10 protein-coding genes, 1 tRNA gene and 1 pseudogene are annotated in these 18,033 nt (G+C 61.3%); 4 read left to right on the top strand and 8 right to left on the bottom strand.

Going from position 1 to position 18,033, the window contains the following annotated elements; translation table 11 throughout:
* Nucleotides 1-155: 155 nt before the first annotated feature.
* Nucleotides 156-1,235 (top strand): phosphatase PAP2 family protein, encoded by a 1,080-nt coding sequence (locus F3Y30_RS06755; RefSeq protein ID WP_203425718.1) that lies wholly within the window; start codon nucleotides 156-158, stop codon nucleotides 1,233-1,235.
* A 384-nt stretch (nucleotides 1,236-1,619) separates the two neighbouring features.
* Here the strand turns inward: F3Y30_RS06755 and F3Y30_RS06750 are convergent.
* Together F3Y30_RS06750 and F3Y30_RS06745 are read right to left on the bottom strand one after the other, a co-directional pair.
* Nucleotides 1,620-1,696, bottom strand: a tRNA-His gene (locus F3Y30_RS06750).
* 146 nt (nucleotides 1,697-1,842) lie between these two features.
* Nucleotides 1,843-2,292 (bottom strand): phasin, encoded by a 450-nt coding sequence (locus F3Y30_RS06745; RefSeq protein WP_203425717.1) that lies wholly within the window; start codon nucleotides 2,290-2,292, stop codon nucleotides 1,843-1,845.
* A gap of 246 nt (nucleotides 2,293-2,538) precedes the next feature.
* On the opposite strand from F3Y30_RS06745, the gene F3Y30_RS06740 reads away from it, so the two are divergent.
* Together F3Y30_RS06740 and F3Y30_RS06735 are read left to right on the top strand one after the other, a co-directional pair.
* Nucleotides 2,539-6,270 carry an ATP-binding protein gene (locus F3Y30_RS06740; protein ID WP_203425716.1) on the top strand — a complete coding sequence of 1,244 codons (3,732 nt, stop codon included), beginning with the start codon at nucleotides 2,539-2,541 and terminating at the stop codon, nucleotides 6,268-6,270.
* 162 nt (nucleotides 6,271-6,432) lie between these two features.
* Nucleotides 6,433-8,055 (top strand): iron ABC transporter permease, encoded by a 1,623-nt coding sequence (locus F3Y30_RS06735; RefSeq protein ID WP_246752893.1) that lies wholly within the window; start codon nucleotides 6,433-6,435, stop codon nucleotides 8,053-8,055.
* 315 nt (nucleotides 8,056-8,370) lie between these two features.
* Here the strand turns inward: F3Y30_RS06735 and F3Y30_RS06730 are convergent.
* Nucleotides 8,371-10,322: pseudogene (locus F3Y30_RS06730) on the bottom strand (acetoacetate--CoA ligase).
* Between the two features lie 209 nt (nucleotides 10,323-10,531).
* Here F3Y30_RS06730 and F3Y30_RS06725 point away from each other — a divergent pair.
* Nucleotides 10,532-12,328, top strand: a complete 1,797-nt coding sequence (locus tag F3Y30_RS06725; protein ID WP_203425715.1) for an AsmA-like C-terminal region-containing protein — start codon at nucleotides 10,532-10,534, stop codon at nucleotides 12,326-12,328.
* Between the two features lie 13 nt (nucleotides 12,329-12,341).
* Here F3Y30_RS06725 and F3Y30_RS06720 read toward each other — a convergent pair whose 3' ends face one another.
* From F3Y30_RS06720 to F3Y30_RS06700, 5 genes are all read right to left on the bottom strand, one after another.
* Complete coding sequence (locus F3Y30_RS06720; protein WP_203425714.1) at nucleotides 12,342-13,160, bottom strand: ABC transporter permease subunit; 819 nt, start codon at nucleotides 13,158-13,160, stop codon at nucleotides 12,342-12,344.
* A gap of 3 nt (nucleotides 13,161-13,163) precedes the next feature.
* Nucleotides 13,164-14,075: an ABC transporter permease subunit gene (locus F3Y30_RS06715; RefSeq protein WP_203425713.1), complete on the bottom strand. Its 912-nt coding sequence runs from the start codon at nucleotides 14,073-14,075 to the stop codon at nucleotides 13,164-13,166.
* Between the two features lie 4 nt (nucleotides 14,076-14,079).
* Complete coding sequence (locus tag F3Y30_RS06710; RefSeq protein WP_203425712.1) at nucleotides 14,080-15,222, bottom strand: ABC transporter ATP-binding protein; 1,143 nt, start codon at nucleotides 15,220-15,222, stop codon at nucleotides 14,080-14,082.
* A 78-nt stretch (nucleotides 15,223-15,300) separates the two neighbouring features.
* Complete coding sequence (locus F3Y30_RS06705; RefSeq protein WP_203425711.1) at nucleotides 15,301-16,401, bottom strand: polyamine ABC transporter substrate-binding protein; 1,101 nt, start codon at nucleotides 16,399-16,401, stop codon at nucleotides 15,301-15,303.
* Nucleotides 16,402-16,585: 184 nt separating this feature from the next.
* The gene (locus F3Y30_RS06700; protein WP_203425710.1) at nucleotides 16,586-18,001 is read right to left on the bottom strand and encodes a helix-turn-helix domain-containing protein; all 1,416 of its coding nucleotides are present in this window, start codon (nucleotides 17,999-18,001) and stop codon (nucleotides 16,586-16,588) included.
* Nucleotides 18,002-18,033 lie beyond the last annotated feature (32 nt).

The following is an 18,033-nucleotide window of genomic DNA, read 5'->3' as shown; positions in this document are numbered from 1 at the left end:
GGAAGCTTTGCCACAGATGCTCGTAGCTGCAGATAAAAGCCCCGCCACCTCCAGTCGATTATCGTTTGGTAATCTTTAGGTGCTGTCTTATTGGCGCGTTTGACTCAGACCATTTTTCGATCGCCATCAAACGACAGAGCCAGTGTGGGGCGGACATGGATGCTGTTTCCAGTACTTTGCGACATCGCAAGGTCGATCAACTCATCGACAAAATGGCCGCGACATTGCCTTTCCATGTCGCAATTTGCCTTTATGCCATTGCTGCGATCGCTTTGAATATTGCTTACGGTGAGTTTCCGCTCTCCACCTTTCTATCGTACATCGAAACACTCGGCCCCATGTACCTCGTCACGCTACCACTGTTTTCCGCGGTGGCAGCGATGGCCCTTCGCATATCCGAGGGCCAGAGTCGTCGCCGTACAGTCTTCGAGGCATTGTCCCCGCCGAGTGTAGAGCATTTCATCAGTGGCCTGTCGCTTATGGCAAGTTTCGTCCTGATGATGGGCGCATTCACCTCTTTCAAGACCCTCATGCCGACAATCTGGAACGGTTTCCCCTACGACCAGGTCCAGGCCGATCTCGACAGACTGCTGCATTTTGGGTTCGATCCTGGACCCGCGCTTGTTTCGCTCAAGATACCGCAGGTTTTGCGCGACGCCATGGTGTGGAACTACAGCATGGGCTGGTCATTCGTTGGCCTCGTCCCTATCTACTTCATCGCAACCAGCCGTTTCGGCGCTCACGTTCGCTTGCGATATTTCTTTAGTATTTTCTCGGTCTGGCTTGTTGCAGGGAACATCGTCGCATTCCTGTTTCTTTCCGCAGGCCCCGCCTTCTACGATAGGATTGTCGGCGACGTTTCCCGCTTTGCACCAGTGCTTGCCTTCGCCGCCGAAAGTGGCACGGCCTTCGGGACGCCCACCAGCTTCCAGACTTTTCTCTGGAACAATTTCCAAAGCGGGACATCTTCTGTCGGCACCGGGATTTCTGCATTCCCGAGTCTGCACGTCGCAATCGCGATGATGAACGCGCTCTTTCTACGCGAACTGAACAAGACGGCTGGGTGGTTTGGTTTCATTTATGTCGCGATCATATGCATCAGCTCAGTCTGCCTTGGCTGGCACTATGCGATCGATGGGTACGCCTCGATAGCGATCGTCGCGATTCTATACCTGGCAATTAAACGGCTATTCCGTCGATTCGAGACGGTCGCGTCGGCTCGTATCGATCAGTAGAAGCAAACCGAGATCAGGTGATTGGCTTTGTTGCCTACGCACGCGAGGCATATGGCAATCGCCTCACCTTCGCGCCGATTTGTTAGGGCCTGCCGGAGATCGACTACCCCTTCCACGACGAGGATGCGCCCGTCACCAACTGCGGTCGTATCCGCATCTACCGAAAGAAGTTCACTATTTCGGCAGTGCCGGTCTGTCAGAAGTTCGGGATCAACGAGGTCGTCGACGGCATTCGGCCCACAAGCTTCATGCACTAAGATCTGGGCTACATCGACCTGAAGCGCAGGACCTTCCAAAACATCGACAACCCGTCCGACACGAGGTTGTCACCCATGTCTTGGGAACGGCCTGCGACCTATGTCTCCGGATCTCAAGGAGAAGAAATGGTACGGTTGGTGGGAATCGAACCTACGACCTCAGGTGCCACAAACCTGCGCTCTAACCAACTGAGCTACAACCGCACACGGCAGCGCCTCGCGCTTGGCCGTCACATACGAGCAGCGGACTTCTTTTGCAAGTCCATTCTGACCGAAGATGTGAAAAAGGGCCGGATAGAATGTCCGGCCCCGTTTCCAAACGGCTTTTGCCGCCTGCAATAATGTGGCGCTCAGGCGACCTTGAGGCTCTTGAACGCCTTTTCAGCGGCGGTCTTGCCCGGTGCGGCGACCTTCTCGGCAACGAGCTTCGTTGCTTCCTGCATGGCCTTCGCCTGCTCGACGGTCACTTCGGCCTGCTTGCGCAGGAAAGCGGTCTGGAGTTCGAAGAGCTCGGAGAGGGACTTCACGCCAAGGAGGGCTTCCATGTGCGAGAGGGAGCTTTCGGCATTGGTGCGAAGGGCATCGATTGCCTTCAGCCCGAGCTCGACGGTACCGGCCTGGGCGTTCTCGAGCGTCGATTCGACGGTCTTGGTCGCTTCCTCGGCGGCTTCCTTCATCTTTGCATAGGCTTCCTTGGTCTGCACTGCGCCCTTTTCGGCGAAGTCGCGGAAGCTCTCGGTGAACTTGGACGGATCGAACGAGGATATCGAGAATACGTCTTCAATCTTCTTGGTAGCCATGCATGCACTCCTTGGGATTTGGCCTCCACGAGGCATCGTTGTTGATAGCTCACTTATATAGCAGAGGTTATTGTGCATTGCAACATAATTGTGCGGCGCACAACATTAACCGTGCCGGGCGAAAGGCATGGGGGCCTTGGGCGAGAACGCTGGACCGCCCGAAGCAGCGCGGCTATTAATGAGTGCCTTTAACAAAGAATTAATCTTTGCGCCCGGGGCATAGAGGGATCAGAAACAGGCTAAACCATGTCCTCAAAGCAGTACCCCTTTATAGATGTGGCTGTTCATGAGCGTGTGCGCGTACCCTTTTCGCGCGGCGAAGCAGTGGTGCTTTTCTCTTCCGATCTCCACAAGGTTCTCTGGTCGAACGGGCGTGGGGCAGACCTGTTCGGGCACTCCTCCATCTATGATTTTCTCGATGCCGGCGCCGCCAGCGGCGACGTTGCCTTCCGGCAGCTCCAGGCGACCGCCCGACAGCTGCGGACGGTTGGTGATGCGCGCACATTCATGATGCGCATCGGCGTCGGCTTCCGCAGCCTTCCCGTGAACGCCCGCGTGGAGATGATTGCGGTCGGGCACGGCGAAAAAGCCATTCTGTTAAGCGCTCCCATCGCCGATGCCGCGGAGACCCCGACCGAGCGGGCCGAAGCGATGATCTCCGGCTTCGACGATCCCGATACACACATGGCGGTGCTTGGTGCCGATGGAGAGATCATTGCCTGCTCGGAAGGTTTCCCGTCGCTCGCCATGAGCGAGGAAACGCGTCGTTTTCTCGTCGGGGCCACGGGGCGGCACGGAGGCTGGCTGGTCAAGCGGCCGGTTGCTACCGGCAAGGGCCGTCTTCCGGCCGCGATCGGCCGCGTATCCGCGGATCCCGCGCTCCACCTCCTCTTCGCCGTGGAAACGATCATAGGCAATCTCGATGCCGGCGCCGAGCTCTACGAGGAAGGCGCCTCAATCCCGCATGCGCCGGTCCAGGCCGACGCGAGCCCGGCAGCTGCCTCCACGCTCCCGGAACCTGCGCCCGTTGCGGTCGACCAAGTCGAACCTCCTGCGCAGGCGACAGTCGAGTTTCCGGCTGCTGACATTGCCGAGGAGCCGCAGCACACGTTCATGGAGAGCGTGGAAGAGACGCCGGCTGATGATGGCGGCAAGGTCCCCCACACCTCGACCGAGGAAGCTAAAGACGAGCACGCCGAGGAGACTGGTGTCGAGTGGCCCGTGACGATGGCGGTGGAAGATCAGCTGCCTGCAGCGGCCGACCCTGTCGCCGAAACGCGCGCAACCGCCGAGCCCGCTGGCGCCGGCACCGACGGCTTCGTGTTCAACCGGAGCGGCCGCCCGATACGCTTTGTCTGGAAGATCGATGCGCAGGGCCGATTCAGCGAGATCTCCGAGGAATTCGCCCTTGCTGTCGGCCCCCATGCCGCCGCGATCATCGGCGAAGCCTTCACGGATGTCGCCGGTCGCTATGATCTCGACCCGGGCGGCAAGATCAGCGATCTGCTGCGCCGGCGCGATACCTGGTCCGGCAAGACCATTCTCTGGCCGGTCGAGAATACGGATCTTGCCGTACCCGTCGATCTTGCCGCACTTCCCACCTATTCGCGCAACCGCGAGTTCGACGGTTTCCGCGGCTTCGGCATCGTGCGCGTCGCCGATGCTGTCGAGAACCCGAATCAATCCACAAAACGGATCTCCCCGAACGACGCGGTCGCGCCGATCGCTGCCGCAGAGACTGCCGGGGACGAAATCGATACCGCACCCGCGAGCGCCCTGGTTGAGCCTGTTAGCGCAGATGAGTTTTTCGCACCGGAACCGGAGGCAGGCGCGACGACACTCGTGGAGGCATCCGAGAGCCCGGTCGAAGGCGAGCTCCCGGACCAGATCGACGCCGAACAGACCGCAGAGACCGGGGAAGAGGCCCTGTCCGCAGCCTCAGGCGAACAGCCAGAAGCGGGAGGTGACGCGCAGGTAACAGAAAGTCGCCCCGAAGACGACGATACCGCTGAAGCACAGCCGGACGACGCATTCCGCGGCGAGAGACCGGCACTGCGGCTCGTGGAGCCGTCCCGCCGCCGCAACACGGACAAGGTCGTCCAGTTCGAACAGCGCCGCTTCAGCAGCGTGTTCGAAGGTCTCTCATCCGGGGAGCAGGCGGCGTTTCGCGAAATCGCCCGGCAGCTCGGCGAGACCTTCGGCAAACGAAAGCCGGAAGACCTTTTCGCAGGCAAGGGAGCCGACGAACAGGTTCTGCCGACCGGCAAGTCGCCGCCGGAAGCAGCGGCCGACACCGCCGTTTCCGCCGAGAACACAGAGACCGTGGCGAAGGCAGACGTGAGCGCACCGGCCGACGCCCTGCAGGAAGGGCCTGGGCTGGAAGTAGGCGACCACGCCGACGATATGCTGCCTGCGGCGGATGAGGGCGCGATCGCCCGTGTCCATACGGGTTCGCGCTACGGACTGACCACGGCCGTTGCCGACGCGCTTCCCGTTGCGCTGCTCGTCCACGCCGGCGACAGACTGATCCATGCCAATCCGGAATTCCTGAAGCTTAGCGGTTACCAGTCGCTGGATACACTCGCAGAGGCCGGCGGGCTGGGTGCACTGCTCGACGGTCACGCCGAAGAGAGCGAACAGGGACCCGACGGGACCATGACGCTCCGCCATGCCGATGGCGAAAAGACCATATCGGTGCGTGCGAGACTTCGCTCGATCCAATGGGAAGACAGCAGTGCGCTGATGCTGGCGCTCACGCCCGTTCAGGCCGCGACCGCGCCAAGCCTTCATCTGGTCCAGCAGTCGCCGGCAATGCCTGCCGAGGAGGAACGCAACGCCGAGCAGCGGGCAATCGCGGCCCTTCGCGTCGAGGCGGACGAATTGCGGTCAATCCTCGAAACGGCGACCGATGGCGTCGTCGTCGTCGGGCAGGACGGAGAGATTCGTTCGATGAACCGTTCGGCCAGCGCGCTTTTCAACTATGACGAGGAGGAAACGCGGGGCAAGCCTTTCGCGATGCTCTTCGCCCATGAAAGCCAGAAGGCTGTCCTCGACTATCTCGCGGGTCTTGCCGGCCATGGCGTCGCAAGCGTTCTCAACGACGGACGGGAAGTGATCGGCCGCGAGGCCTCCGGCGGCTTCATTCCGCTGTTCATGACGATGGGCCGCCTGTCCTCTTCCAGCGGTTACTGCGCCGTCATCCGCGACATAACGCAGTGGAAGCGGACCGAAGAGGAACTTCGCAATGCCAAGCGCGCGGCCGAAACGGCGAACGCGCACAAGAGCGACTTCCTGGCGCGCGTCAGCCACGAGATCCGTACGCCGCTGAATGCGATCATCGGCTTTTCCGACATGATGGCGACGGAGCGCTTCGGGCCGATCGGTCATTCGCGCTACGTCGAATACGCGAACGATATCGGCCGCTCGGGCCGCCACGTCCTCGACATCGTCAACGACCTGCTCGACATTTCAAAGATCGAAGCCGGCGAGATGGATCTCGAATTCACCGCAGTCGGGCTGAACGAGATCGTCTCCGAGGCCGTTTCGCTGGTGCAGCCGCAGGCCAACAGCCAGCGCGTGATCATCCGCACATCGCTGTCGACGGCCGTTCCCCAGGTTGTGGCCGACCAGCGCTCGGTCAAGCAGATCGCGCTCAACATCCTTGCCAATGCCATCCGGTTCACGCCCTCCGGCGGGCAGATCGTCGTGTCGACGGCTTATGAGCCAAGCGGCAGCGTCGTGCTTCGGATCCGTGACACCGGTGTCGGCATGACACGGGCGGAACTCGAGCAAGCCATGAAGCCGTTCCGCCAGGTGACGACGGGCGCCCGCAACCGCGGCGAAGGAACCGGCCTCGGATTGCCGCTGACAAAGGCTATGGTCGACGCCAACCGCGCCAGCTTCTCGATCAGCTCCGCTCCCAACGAAGGAACACTGGTCGAAGTGATCTTTCCCTCACCGCGCGTGTTGGCAGGCTAAGTCAATTGCGCTAGAGCGTCGGCATATACGCCCGGTTTTCAAGAGGGCGAACGTCGGAGCACCGCGTTGGCGCACGACCAGCTCGAGGACAGGCGCTTGCAGGCACCGAGTGGATTCAGGTTTCTCCGGCTGAGAACGCAGTCCGGACTTGGCCGGCATCCAGTGCTGGCCGCAACAGCGATCCTGACGGCTGCGATCGTCATCATGCCGGTCATCGCCATCATCGTGATCGCGCTTTCCAGTTCGAATGGCGACTGGCCGCATCTCGTTAGCAACGTCATCCCGCGCGCCACCGTTCGCACGCTGCTGCTGCTTGCAGGCGTATCGCTCGCGACGACCGTCACCGGTGTCATCACCGCCTGGCTTGTCGCAAGCTGCGAGTTTCCGCTGCGCCGGCTGATGTCCGGCCTGCTGGTGCTTCCGCTCGCGATCCCGTCCTATATCGCGGCCTATGCCTTTGCGGAGTTCTTTTCCTTCACCGGCCCCGTGCAGAGCCTGCTGAGGGCGTTGTTCGGCTTTCACTCCAGCCGCGACTACTGGTTCCCCGAGATCCGGACGACCGGCGGCGCCGTCGTCGTGCTCGCAAGCGTCCTCTATCCCTATATCTATCTCGCCGCGCGATCGATGTTCCTGATGCAGGGGCGCACTGCGGCGGACGTGGCGCGGACGCTCGGCGCCGGACCCCTATCCGTTTTCGCCAAGGTGCAGATACCCATGGCGAGGCCGGCGATCATGGTCGGGCTTACGCTCGTGTCGATGGAAACTCTGAACGACATCGGCGCTGTCGAGTATCTGGGCGTCCAGACGCTCACATTCTCCATCTTCGACACCTGGCTCAATCGGGGAAGCCTCGCGGGCGCAGCGCAGATCGCCTGCGTCATGCTTCTCTTCATCGCCCTCCTTCTCGTCGTCGAGCGCACGGCGCGGCGGCAACAGCGCTTCGCCAGCCAAAAGACCACAGCAGCTGTCCACGATCCCGTGCGGCTGAAACTTGCCGGTTGGAAGCGGTGGGCAGCGACGACGTTCTGCATTATCCCGCCGTTCCTGGGCTTCGCCGTGCCGATCTTCGTTCTCGGCGGCTATGCGGTTCATCGGCTCGACCAGTTTCTCTCGTTTCGCCTCCTCTCGGCGTTGTGGCACAGCATCATCATTTCCGCCTCGACCGCTTGTGTCGCCGTAACGCTTGCCTTCGTGCTGTCCTATGCGACGCGCACCACGCGTTCGCCGCTGACATTCGCGGCCGGGAGACTGGCCTCCTTCGGATACGGCGTTCCCGGAACGGTGCTTGCGATGGGGGTTCTCATTCCGCTTGCCGGTTTCGACAACAGTCTCGATGCGATGCTGCGCGAGACGTTCGGCATTTCGACGGGACTACTCTTGTCCGGCAGCGGCCTTGCGATCATCTACGCCTGCACAGTCCGCTTCCTGACGATGGCGGAAGGCACGATCGATGCCGGCTTCAACAAGCTTTCCCCACACCTCGACATGGCGTCGAGAACGCTCGGCCGCACCAGTAGCCAGACTCTCCTGACTGTGCTCCTGCCGATGATGCGACCCGCCACGCTGACGGCGGTCCTGCTCGTCTTCATCGAGTCGATGAAGGAACTCTCCGCGACCATTATGCTGAGGCCGTTCAACTTCAACACCCTTGCCACGCTGGTCTACGAGGATGCGTCGCGCGCCAAGGTGGAGGATGCGTCGGTGGCAGCCGTCATCATCATCGCCGCCGGGCTGATCCCGGTCTTCCTGGTCTCACGCTCGCTCGACCAATCCAGCCATCCCTGAAGGTTCTGCCCGGTCCCGAGAGCGGAAAACGGAGACAAAAAAAGGGCGACCCCGGGGTCGCCCATCAGTCTAATGCTGTCCAACAAAAGCTTCGAGGAACGTCATCATGTGTTCGTGGCCTGCATTGGCCACAACGCCCTCCATTGGGCGTGCTCAAGTTGGATTGACCATGCGTCACCGCACCTTAACAAATCCTTACCTGCACCGGATCAGGGCGCTAAGCACCTCACGCGCTTGAAAGATTGGTTAATTCGCGAGGCCCGAAATCGTTAACGCGGATGCGGGACGCAAAGGTCGCCATGACTTTCAAGGCCCTCAGCTTTTCAGCTCCTCCAACCCCTCGAAGAGCGCCAGCGCTTCGGGGTTCGCGAGGGCCTCCTTGTTCTTGACCGGCCGCCCATGGACCACCTCGCGCACGGCTAGTTCAACGATCTTGCCGGACTTCGTGCGCGGAATGTCTGCGACGGCGATGATTTTCGCCGGCACATGGCGCGGAGAGGCTCCGGTGCGGATACGGGTCCTGATCGCCTTGTCGAGCTTTTCATCCAGCACGACGCCCGGCGCCAGCCGGACGAAGAGGATGACCCGGACATCGTCATCCCAGTCCTGCCCGATGCAGAGCGCCTCCGTGATCTCGTCCATCTGCTCGACCTGATTGTAGATCTCGGCCGTGCCGATGCGAACCCCGCCGGGGTTCAGCGTTGCGTCGGAACGACCATGGATGATGATGCCGCCATGGCTCGTCCACTCGGCGAAGTCACCATGGCACCACACGTTCTCGAACCGGTCGAAATATGCGGCGCGGTACTTCTCGCCGCCCGGATCGTTCCAGAACATGACGGGCATCGAGGGAAAGGCCCTGGTGCAGACGAGTTCGCCCTTCTCGCCGCGTACGGGCTTGCCGTCCTCGTTCCAGACATCCATCGCAAGGCCGAGGCCCGGTCCCTGGATCTCGCCGCGCCAGACGGGTTTCAGCGGTATGCCGAGCACGAAGCAGGAAACGATGTCGGTCCCCCCGATATGGAGGCGAGTTGCACGTCGGGCTTGATACCCTCGTAGACGAAGCTGAAGCCTTCGGGAGAAAGCGGCGATCCCGTGGAGGTGACCAACCGAAGACGGGATAGGTCATGTGTCGTGCGCGGGGTAAAACCGCCCTTGCGCACTGCGTCGATGTACTTTGCCGAGGTGCCGAAGACGGAGAAACGCTCCGCTGCCGCGTAGTCGAAAAGGACATTGCCATCCGGCGCGAAGGGAGAACCGTCGAACAGGCAAAGCGTCGCACCGACTGCAAGGCCAGACGCCAGCCAGTTCCACATCATCCATCCGCATGTGGTGAAGTAGAAAAGGCGCTCACCCTCCACGAGGCTGCAGTGGAGCCGGTGTTCCTTCAGGTGCTGCAGCAGCGTGCCACCGGCCGAATGCACGATGCATTTCGGCACGCCGGTCGTGCCGGAAGAAAAGAGGATGTAGAGCGGATGGTGGAACGGAAGGCGCCGGAATGTCACGGGCTTCGCGTCATAGCGCGCAATCAGCTCCGATAGTACCTTCGCACCCGGCAGGCCGGCCGCAAGCTGCTCTGCGTCGCCGGCATAGGGAACGACGAGAACCGGTACGTTCAATCGCGCCGTGACGGCGCGGACCTTTTCAGCGACATCCTGGAGCTTGCCGTTGTACCAGTAACCGTCGCAGACGATGAACAGCTTGGGATCGATCTGTCCGAACCGGTCGAAGACGCCCTGTTCGCCGAAATCAGGCGAGCAGGATGACCAGATGGCGCCGATCGAAGCCGTGGCCAGCATGCAGGCGATCGTCTCCGGCATGTTCGGCATCATCGCCGCGATGCGATCTCCCTCGCCGATGCCCATCGCGGTGAAGGCCTGCTGCAGGCGCGACACCCGGTCGTGCAGATCATCCCAGGACCAGGAATAGGAAACCTTGTCCTCGCCACGGAAGATCAATGCGGGATCAGAACCATGCTTCCTCAGCAGGTTCTCGGCAAAATTCAACGTCGCCTCGGGAAAGAAGCGGGCCTCCAGCATCCGGTCGGGATTGGCGAGCGCCGTGGCTCCGCGGTCCCCGACCACGCCGCAGAAATCCCACAGCGCAGTCCAAAACGCCTCGCGGTCCTCCACCGACCAGGCATGAAACTCTTCATACGTCTCGAACGCGCGACCCGCGATCTCGCCGCAGGCCCTCATGAACACAGCCATCGGGCTGTTTTTGAGTACGTCCTGCGATGGCTCCCAAAGGGGCAATTCTGAACTCATTGTGTCCTCCACTCTCACGCCCTTTTTTATAGAGATGTTGCGGCGCAATATAAAGAGCCCTACATCGCACGCATGCCGGTTCGCGACGTCCGCATGACATTTGATTTCTTTAGGGCGAGAGCCTATGCCCTCTCCACACCGTTCGCACTTCAGCGAGCACGAGGTCCACAAAGTCTATGAAATACCAGAGCCTTCTTCGCGGGAAGTTCTTGATACGCGCCGCTGCGGCGATCGCCGTCGTGTTCCTGGCCGGCCGGCTGGCATTGCCGCTTCTCGTTCCGACCGCCGCCATCGAAGAGGACCTGCAGGAGGCGATCGCCGCATGGACCGGGGCGCGCCTCGAAGCAGGAGCACCTCCGCAGATCGAGTTCTGGCCATATCCCACGGTGACGTTGCGCGATGTGAAGCTGACGCGCTCCGGCGGAGACAGCGGAGAGCTGGCGACCGCTGACCGGATCTCGGCGACGTTTGACCTCCTCGACGCCGTTCGCGGCAGGCTCGACTTTGATGAAATCGAACTCGTTCGCCCCGATATCCTGATTGTTGGTCATGAGGACGGTTCCTTCAACTGGCGTGCGAACGGCTGGCTGATGGACGCGATTACCGCCGCTCGAAGCAACGATGAGAATCAGTCCGTGGAGACGGATCGCGGAATCGGCACGCTGACAATCGTCGATGGCAAGGCACGGATCGACGACCGCACCAGGAACGTCGAGCATCACGTCACCGACCTCAACGGCACGATCCGCTGGCCGCGCATGGATCGGAGCCTCGATGTCTCTCTGAGGGGCGTCCTGAATGGGGAAGTTACCGAGTGGACCTTCGTCTGCGATCGGCCGCTGACCCTGTTTTCCGGGCTCAACGCCGCGATCAAGACGTCTCTTTCCTCTGATCCGATGAACGCAAGCTTTGAAGGCGTGGGGAGCCTCTCCGGCAACACCTTCTTTGCCGGCAGCCTGCAACTGAGCACGCCATCGCTCGGACATCTCCTCGCGTGGCAGGGCCGGGACATTTCGGCCGTCGGCAAACTCGGACAGATCGGCCTGGATGCCAAGCTGAACAGCACGGGCTATTCAGTCAAGCTGGACGACCTCGAACTCAAGCTGCAGGATGCGAATGCGACGGGCGTCCTCGACCTTCATCTGAAACCCCAGACGCCACCGCGGATCGGGGGAACGCTCGCGTTCGACGAGATCGATCTGAGGTCCCTCCTCTCCGCCTTTTCGCCGCTTCCCGGCTCCGCAAAGGCGGCGCAAGGGGATCACGACGCCTCGCTGACATCGCAGCTCGAAGTGGATCTGCGCCTTTCGGCCCAGAAGGCCACGTTCGACCCCTTCGCGCTGGAGGACGTCGCGGCGGGTCTGAGGATCGGCGACGGCAGCGCATCGTTCGACATCGGCGACAGCACCTTCATGGGTGGACGCATGAGCGGGCGCATAGCGCTTGCCGATCGCGGTTTCGAAAGCGGTGGCCAGTTGCAGATGACGCTTTCAGGTGTCGACCTCGCGCCCATCATCGACACGCTCGGCCTCACCGGCCCGTTGCCCGTCGGGCGGGCGACCGCGGACTTCGAACTTTCCACCGACCGTCCCCTGTGGGCGACGACAAGTTCCGACGTGTCGGGTGTCGTACGGCTGCGGATGGGCAACGGGATCCTGACGGGCTTCAACCGGCAGTCATTCGAGGAACTCGTCGCCGCGAACCGCTTCTTCAACATGAGCGAAGCCACAAACGGCGTCTTCGAGTTCACCACCGGCGATTTCGAGGCGAAGATCGACCGGGGCCTGGCCGAAGTGAGAAGGGCAAAGCTGGAAGGGGCTGACAAGACGCTCACCTTCTCCGGCATTGTGCCCTATCGCACCGGCAGCGTCGCACTCGCCGGCACGATTGCGGACAACCCGCAGTCGGATGCGACGGTGGTGAAGCCCACCGTCAGCTTTTTCGTGGGCGGATCATGGCCGGACCCGGTGATTTCGCCGGTTTCCCTGCTGACGAAAGCGCCCTGAACAGGGCGCCTCCTCAGATACCGGCAAAGGCTGCGCGTTCGTCCCGCTGCTTCTGGGTTTCCCTTCGCTTCGTCATGATCGAAGCGATGATGACGCCAACAGTCACGATGCCGATGAGGATCGTGCAGGCCGCATTGATTTCGGGTGTGACCCCAAGGCGCACCTGGCTGTAGATCTTCATCGGAAGCGTCGTGGCGCCCGGGCCCGAAGTGAAGCTTGCGATCACCAGATCGTCGAGTGACAGCGTGAAGGCCAGCACCCAGCCGGAGAAGACGGCAGGAGCGATCACCGGCAGCGTCACCTCCAGGAACGTACGCAGCGGCGTCGCCCCGAGATCCATGGCCGCCTCTTCGATCGATCGGTCGAACGAGAGCAGGCGTGACTGCACCACGACCGCAACGAAGCACATGGTCAGTGTGATGTGTGCCAGCGTCACGGTCCAAAATCCGCGGTCGAAACCGATGGCGACGAAGAGCAGCAGCAGGGAAAGGCCGGTGATGACCTCCGGCATGACCAGCGGAGCATAGACCATTCCCGAAAACAGCAACCGACCGCGGAAGCGCGTGAAGCGCACGAGCGAGAGGGCGGCCATCGTGCCGAGAACCGTGGCGACCGTAGCCGAAAGCAGCGCCACGCGGATCGTCACCCAGGCCGCATCGACGAGGCCCTGGTTGTTGAAGAGCGAGACGTACCACTTGGTCGAAAACCCCGCCCAGACGGTGACGAGCTTCGATTCATTGAAGGAGAAGACGACCAGCAGCACGATCGGCAAATAGAGAAACGCAAAACCGAGCACGACGGAAATGATGTTGAAACGGCTCCATCTCGGCATGGCCTACCTCCCCTGCTCGTCGGCTTTGGCCTGGACATTCTGGAAGAACACGATCGGCACCACCAGGATGAGCAGCAGGATCGTCGCGACTGCCGCCGACACCGGCCAATCCCGGTTCGCGTTGAACTCGTTCCAGAGCGTCTTGCCGATCATCAGCGTCTCGGAGCCGCCCAGAAGATCGGGAATCACGAACTCGCCCACCGCGGGGATGAAAACGAGCATGCACCCGGCCACCACGCCCGCGAGGGACAGCGGAAAGGTCACTTTCCAGAAGGCGGCGAGCGGCGGGCAGCCGAGATCTTCCGCAGCTTCCACCAGCGTGTGGTCCATCTTCTCCAGTGCGGAATAGATCGGCAACACCATGAAGGGCAGATAGGAGTAGACGATGCCGATGTAGATCGCCGTGTTCGTGTTGAGGATGATCAGCGGTTCGTCGATCACGCCGAGCCACATCAGCCACTGATTGAGCATTCCCTCGGGCTTGAGAATGGCGATCCATGCATAGACACGGATCAGGAAGCTCGTCCAGAACGGCAGGATCACCAGCATCAGCAGGGTTGGCCGCAAGGTGCGGGGCGCCTGCGCCATGCCATAGGCGATCGGATATCCGATCAGCAGCGCGAAGAGCGTCGACAGTGCGGCGATCCACAGGCTGGAGATGTAGGCGTTGAAGTAAAGCGCATCCTCCGTCAGCCACACGAAATTGTCGAACGTCAGTTGCCTGAGCTTCTCGATCGATCCCGCAATTCCATCGGCGAAAGCAAAAACCGGCTCGTAGGGCGGCTGCGATATCGCGGTCGTGGAGAGCGAAATGCGGAAGACGATGAAGAACGGTATCAGGAAGAAGATGATCAGCCAGGCGTAGGGGACGAGGATGACCAGGCGGCTGGAGATGGCGTTGCCGATCCTGCGCATGGGCTCAATCCTTCAACACGACGCCAGCGGTCTCCGCGAAGGAAACCCAGACCTTGTCATCGTAGGCGATCGGATCCTCGACCTCGCGCTGGGCATTGAGCATGGAGGCCTTGACCACCTTGCCGCTGTCGAGCTTGACGTGGAAAACGGTCATGTCGCCGAGATATCCGATGTCCCAGATCTCGCCTGTCGTCGCGTTGCGCGATCCGTCGGCCGGGGCGGACCGGCTGACCCTGAGCTTCTCCGGCCTCACTGCGAAGCCGGCGCTCGCTCCTGCAGGCGGCGCGGAAGAGCTTGTCGCCCGGACGGTGAAGCCGTCCTGGGTCGCGATCTCGACCTTGCCGTCACCGTTCGCGACGACCTTGCCTTCCAGGATGTTCACATCGCCGATGAAGTCGGCAACGAAACGGGAATTGGGCGCCTCGTAGATTTCCGCCGGTGTCGCCACCTGGATGACCTTGCCGTGGCTCATGACGGCGATGCGGTCCGCCATCGTCATGGCTTCTTCCTGGTCGTGCGTGACGATGACGAAGGTGAGCCCGAGCTCCTGCTGCAGGTCCATGAGTTCAAACTGCGTTTCCTCGCGCAGCTTCTTGTCGAGCGCACCGAGGGGCTCGTCGAGGAGCAGCACCTTCGGGCGCTTCGCGAGCGAGCGGGCGAGCGCCACGCGCTGCCGCTGACCGCCGGAAAGCTGATGCGGCTTGCGCTTTGCGAACTGCTCGAGCTTGACGAGCTTCAGCATCTGCGCGACGCGCTCGGCGATCTCCGGCTTGGGCATGCCGTCCTGGCGCAGGCCGAAGCCGATGTTGCCCTCCACCGTCATGTGGGGAAAGAGGGCATAGGACTGGAACATCATGTTCACGGGCCGCTTGTAGGGCGGGATGTCCGCGATGTTCTGACCGTCGAGTATGATCTCTCCCGAGGTCGGCCGCTCGAAGCCGGCGAGCATGCGCAGCAGCGTCGATTTTCCGCAACCCGACGCGCCGAGGAGCGCGAAGAACTCACGGTGGTAGATGTCGAGCGTCAGATCGTCGACGGCGGTGAAATCGCCAAATTTCTTGGTTATGTTCTTGAATGAAATGAATGGCTTAGCGCTTGGGTCCGTCCAGGGCGCGAACGACCGCCGGATACTGCCGAGAGATTTCATACCGTTCCCCAAATATTGTTCTTGGCATGCGACAGAAAATTGCCCGGAAGAGCGTTCCGGGCAATTCGAACTCTGGGATTACTGGCCGGTGACGACCTTTGTCCATATGCGGGTCACGAGCCGCTGCGTCTTCGGGTCATAGGGCAACTTGGTGTAAAGCTTTGCCACGGCCGCCTCCGGCGGATAGATCGCCGGATCCTCCAGCACGGCCTTGTCGATGAACTGCTGCGACGCCTTGTTGCCGTTGGCGTAGAATACGTAGTTCGACGCCTTGGCAATGACTTCCGGCTTCATGATGTAGTTGAGGAAGACGTGAGCCTCCTCGACATGCGGCGCATCCTTCGGGATCGCCATCATATCGAACCACATCAGGGCGCCCGTATCCGGGATCGAATAGTTCACCTCAACGCCAGAACCTGCCTCTTTCGCCCGATCGCGGGCCTGAAGGATGTCACCCGACCAGCCAAGAGCCAGGCAGATGTCGCCGTTTGCAAGGGCGTTGATGTATTCGGAAGAGTGGAACTTGCGGATGAACGGACGAACGCTCATCAGAAGATCGCTCGCCTTGTTCAGGTCGTCGGGGCTTTTGCTGTTGGGGTCCAGCCCGAGATAGTTCAAGGCAGCCGGCACGACTTCCTCCGGCGTGTCCAGTACGTAGATGCCGCAGTCCTTGAACTTGGCTGCGATCTCCGGGTTGAAGATGGCCTCCCATCCCGGAGCCGCGTCGGTCCCGAGGATTTCCTTGGCTTTTTTCACGTTGTAGCCGACGCCCGTGGTACCCCACATGTAGTCGATCGCGTATTCGTTACCCGGATCGTAGGTGGCGACCCGCGTAGAGATCTCGTCCCACATGTTGGAGAGGTTAGGCAGCTTCGACTTGTCGAGCTTCTGGAAAACGCCCGCCTGGATCTGGCGCTGGAGGAAGTTCGCCGTAGGAACGACGACGTCGTATCCACTACCACCGGCAAGCAGCTTGGTTTCCAACGTCTCGTTCGAGTCGAAGACGTCGTAAACGACCTTGATGCCGGTTTCCTTGGTGAAATCCTCTAGGATGGACTCGTCGATATAGTCTGACCAGTTGTAGACGTTGACGACCTTGTCTTCTGCGAATGCCTGCGCACTTACAAGACCGCTCAACGCGAACACGGCAGTGGCGGCCAGAAAATTACGTCTTTTCATTCATTATGCTCCCAGTTTTGATTTCTTGCCTCGGTTGTTCCACTTAGCGGGGTTCCCTCGATTATGGAGTTTTTTTACCCCCGGACAAGCGTCATTCTGCAATGCAATACAGATCAATTGGTATCACATTTTTTCAATTCCTATCATATCCAGATGGCTTTGGTAAGGGAAAATCAAGCATAGCTCATTGGAAGTCGAACAGGCTCAGTCCGGACACCATTTCATCCAGGCCGAGCGGTCGCGTGAGCGGAGGCTCCGCGCGCGCCAGGCAGCCCTGTCGCTCACAGAGGCGGCAAGCGGCTCCGATCGCAACCGCGGTTACTTTTCCCGCGGATGAGCCGTAGACGGTTTCCCCGGCAATCGCGGCATCGCAGGCAAGGAGCAAGGCGGTCCGGCGGACCCTTTCACCAAAAGCGGCCTGGGGACCTTCAAGCGTGCGGGAGACCGCGAGGAATTCCGAACCATCAGGCATTTCCACCCAGTCCACGAGGACCTGCCCCGGCTGGGCGAATGCGGCGTGGACGTTGAGCTTGGGACAGCCGCCCCCGAAACGCGCGGCCGGAAAGCCCTGGGCGCCCGCACGGCGAAAGCGGTTGCCGGCGCTATCCACTTCCAGCATGAAAAAGGGAACACCTGACTGACCGGGCTTCTGCAGCATGGTCAGGCGGTTTGCCGCCTGCTCCCACGAGACGCTGAAGCGGGAGCGAAGTATGTCCACATCGTATCGCGAGCGCTGGGCTGCAGCCAGAAAGGGTTCATAGGGCATCATGAGCGCATGAGCCGCGTAGCGGGCCAGTTCGAAACGGGCGATACGGCGCGCCTCGGCGCTGGAAAGTGAAAGCGCGTCGAGTTCGGCGAAAATCTCGTCCTGCAGCGCGATCTGCACAGATTCCATGGCGATCTCGCGCAGCTGGTCATAAGGAGAGAGGCGCTCGGACAGGAACAGGCGCATGGAATGGCGGTCGAAGCGGCGGCGCAGGCCCGGCATGGCATGGACCGGCAGCAGGCGCACGACGACACCGTGCTCCTTCTTCAGCCAGGCCTTGATTGCGCCTGCGAGGTCATCGCCCGGTGCGAGCGTGGCGTGGAAGCGCTCGGCGGCCTCCTCGATCGCGGCAAAATAGTTCGGCCGCTGCTCCAGCGTCTCGCGCACCTCGTCCATTGGCAGGCGCGCCGCTGAAATCGAGGTCGCATGGCCTTCGCGCGCGAGCAGATCGGCGAGATCCGACAAACGCTCCGTCTGTTCCCGGTAGGCGCGATAGAGCTTGAGAATGCCCGCGGTTACATTGGGAGCCGCATCGGCGGCCTCCACCAGTTCCTGGTCGGCAGGAACCTCACCGGCAAGAAGCGGATCGGCGAAGACCTCACGCAGCTGCCGGGCACTTCCCGAGCTTTCCCCCTGCAGGCCCTCGAGATCAACCTTGTAGACCGAGGCGAGGCGCAGCAAGAGCTGGACTGTCAGCGGACGCTGGTTGCGTTCGATCAGATTGAGATAGGACGGCGAAATCGACAGCGCCTCGGCCATGGCGGTCTGCGTGAGACCGAGGCCGTTGCGGATCCGGCGAACCTTGGGTCCGGCAAATATCTTGCTCTCCGCCATTGTCAATCCTTTGACACAAATCGACTGCTTTC

This window comes from Sinorhizobium sp. BG8, assembly GCF_016864555.1.
Lineage (GTDB): Bacteria > Pseudomonadota > Alphaproteobacteria > Rhizobiales > Rhizobiaceae > BG8.
This window is presented reverse-complemented; position numbering and strand designations above follow the sequence as displayed.

What these genes read in the sequence shown, in the direction of transcription:
- F3Y30_RS06720 (WP_203425714.1), bottom strand. Translation starts at nt 13,160, where the DNA reads ATGCCGAGATGGAGCCGTTTCAACATCATTTCCGTCGTGCTCGGTTTT.
- F3Y30_RS06700 (WP_203425710.1), bottom strand. Translation starts at nt 18,001, where the DNA reads ATGGCGGAGAGCAAGATATTTGCCGGACCCAAGGTTCGCCGGATCCGC.
- F3Y30_RS06710 (WP_203425712.1), bottom strand. Translation starts at nt 15,222, where the DNA reads ATGAAATCTCTCGGCAGTATCCGGCGGTCGTTCGCGCCCTGGACGGAC.
- F3Y30_RS06745 (WP_203425717.1), bottom strand. Translation starts at nt 2,292, where the DNA reads ATGGCTACCAAGAAGATTGAAGACGTATTCTCGATATCCTCGTTCGAT.
- F3Y30_RS06740 (WP_203425716.1), top strand. Translation starts at nt 2,539, where the DNA reads ATGTCCTCAAAGCAGTACCCCTTTATAGATGTGGCTGTTCATGAGCGT.
- F3Y30_RS06705 (WP_203425711.1), bottom strand. Translation starts at nt 16,401, where the DNA reads ATGAAAAGACGTAATTTTCTGGCCGCCACTGCCGTGTTCGCGTTGAGC.
- F3Y30_RS06715 (WP_203425713.1), bottom strand. Translation starts at nt 14,075, where the DNA reads ATGCGCAGGATCGGCAACGCCATCTCCAGCCGCCTGGTCATCCTCGTC.
- F3Y30_RS06755 (WP_203425718.1), top strand. Translation starts at nt 156, where the DNA reads ATGGATGCTGTTTCCAGTACTTTGCGACATCGCAAGGTCGATCAACTC.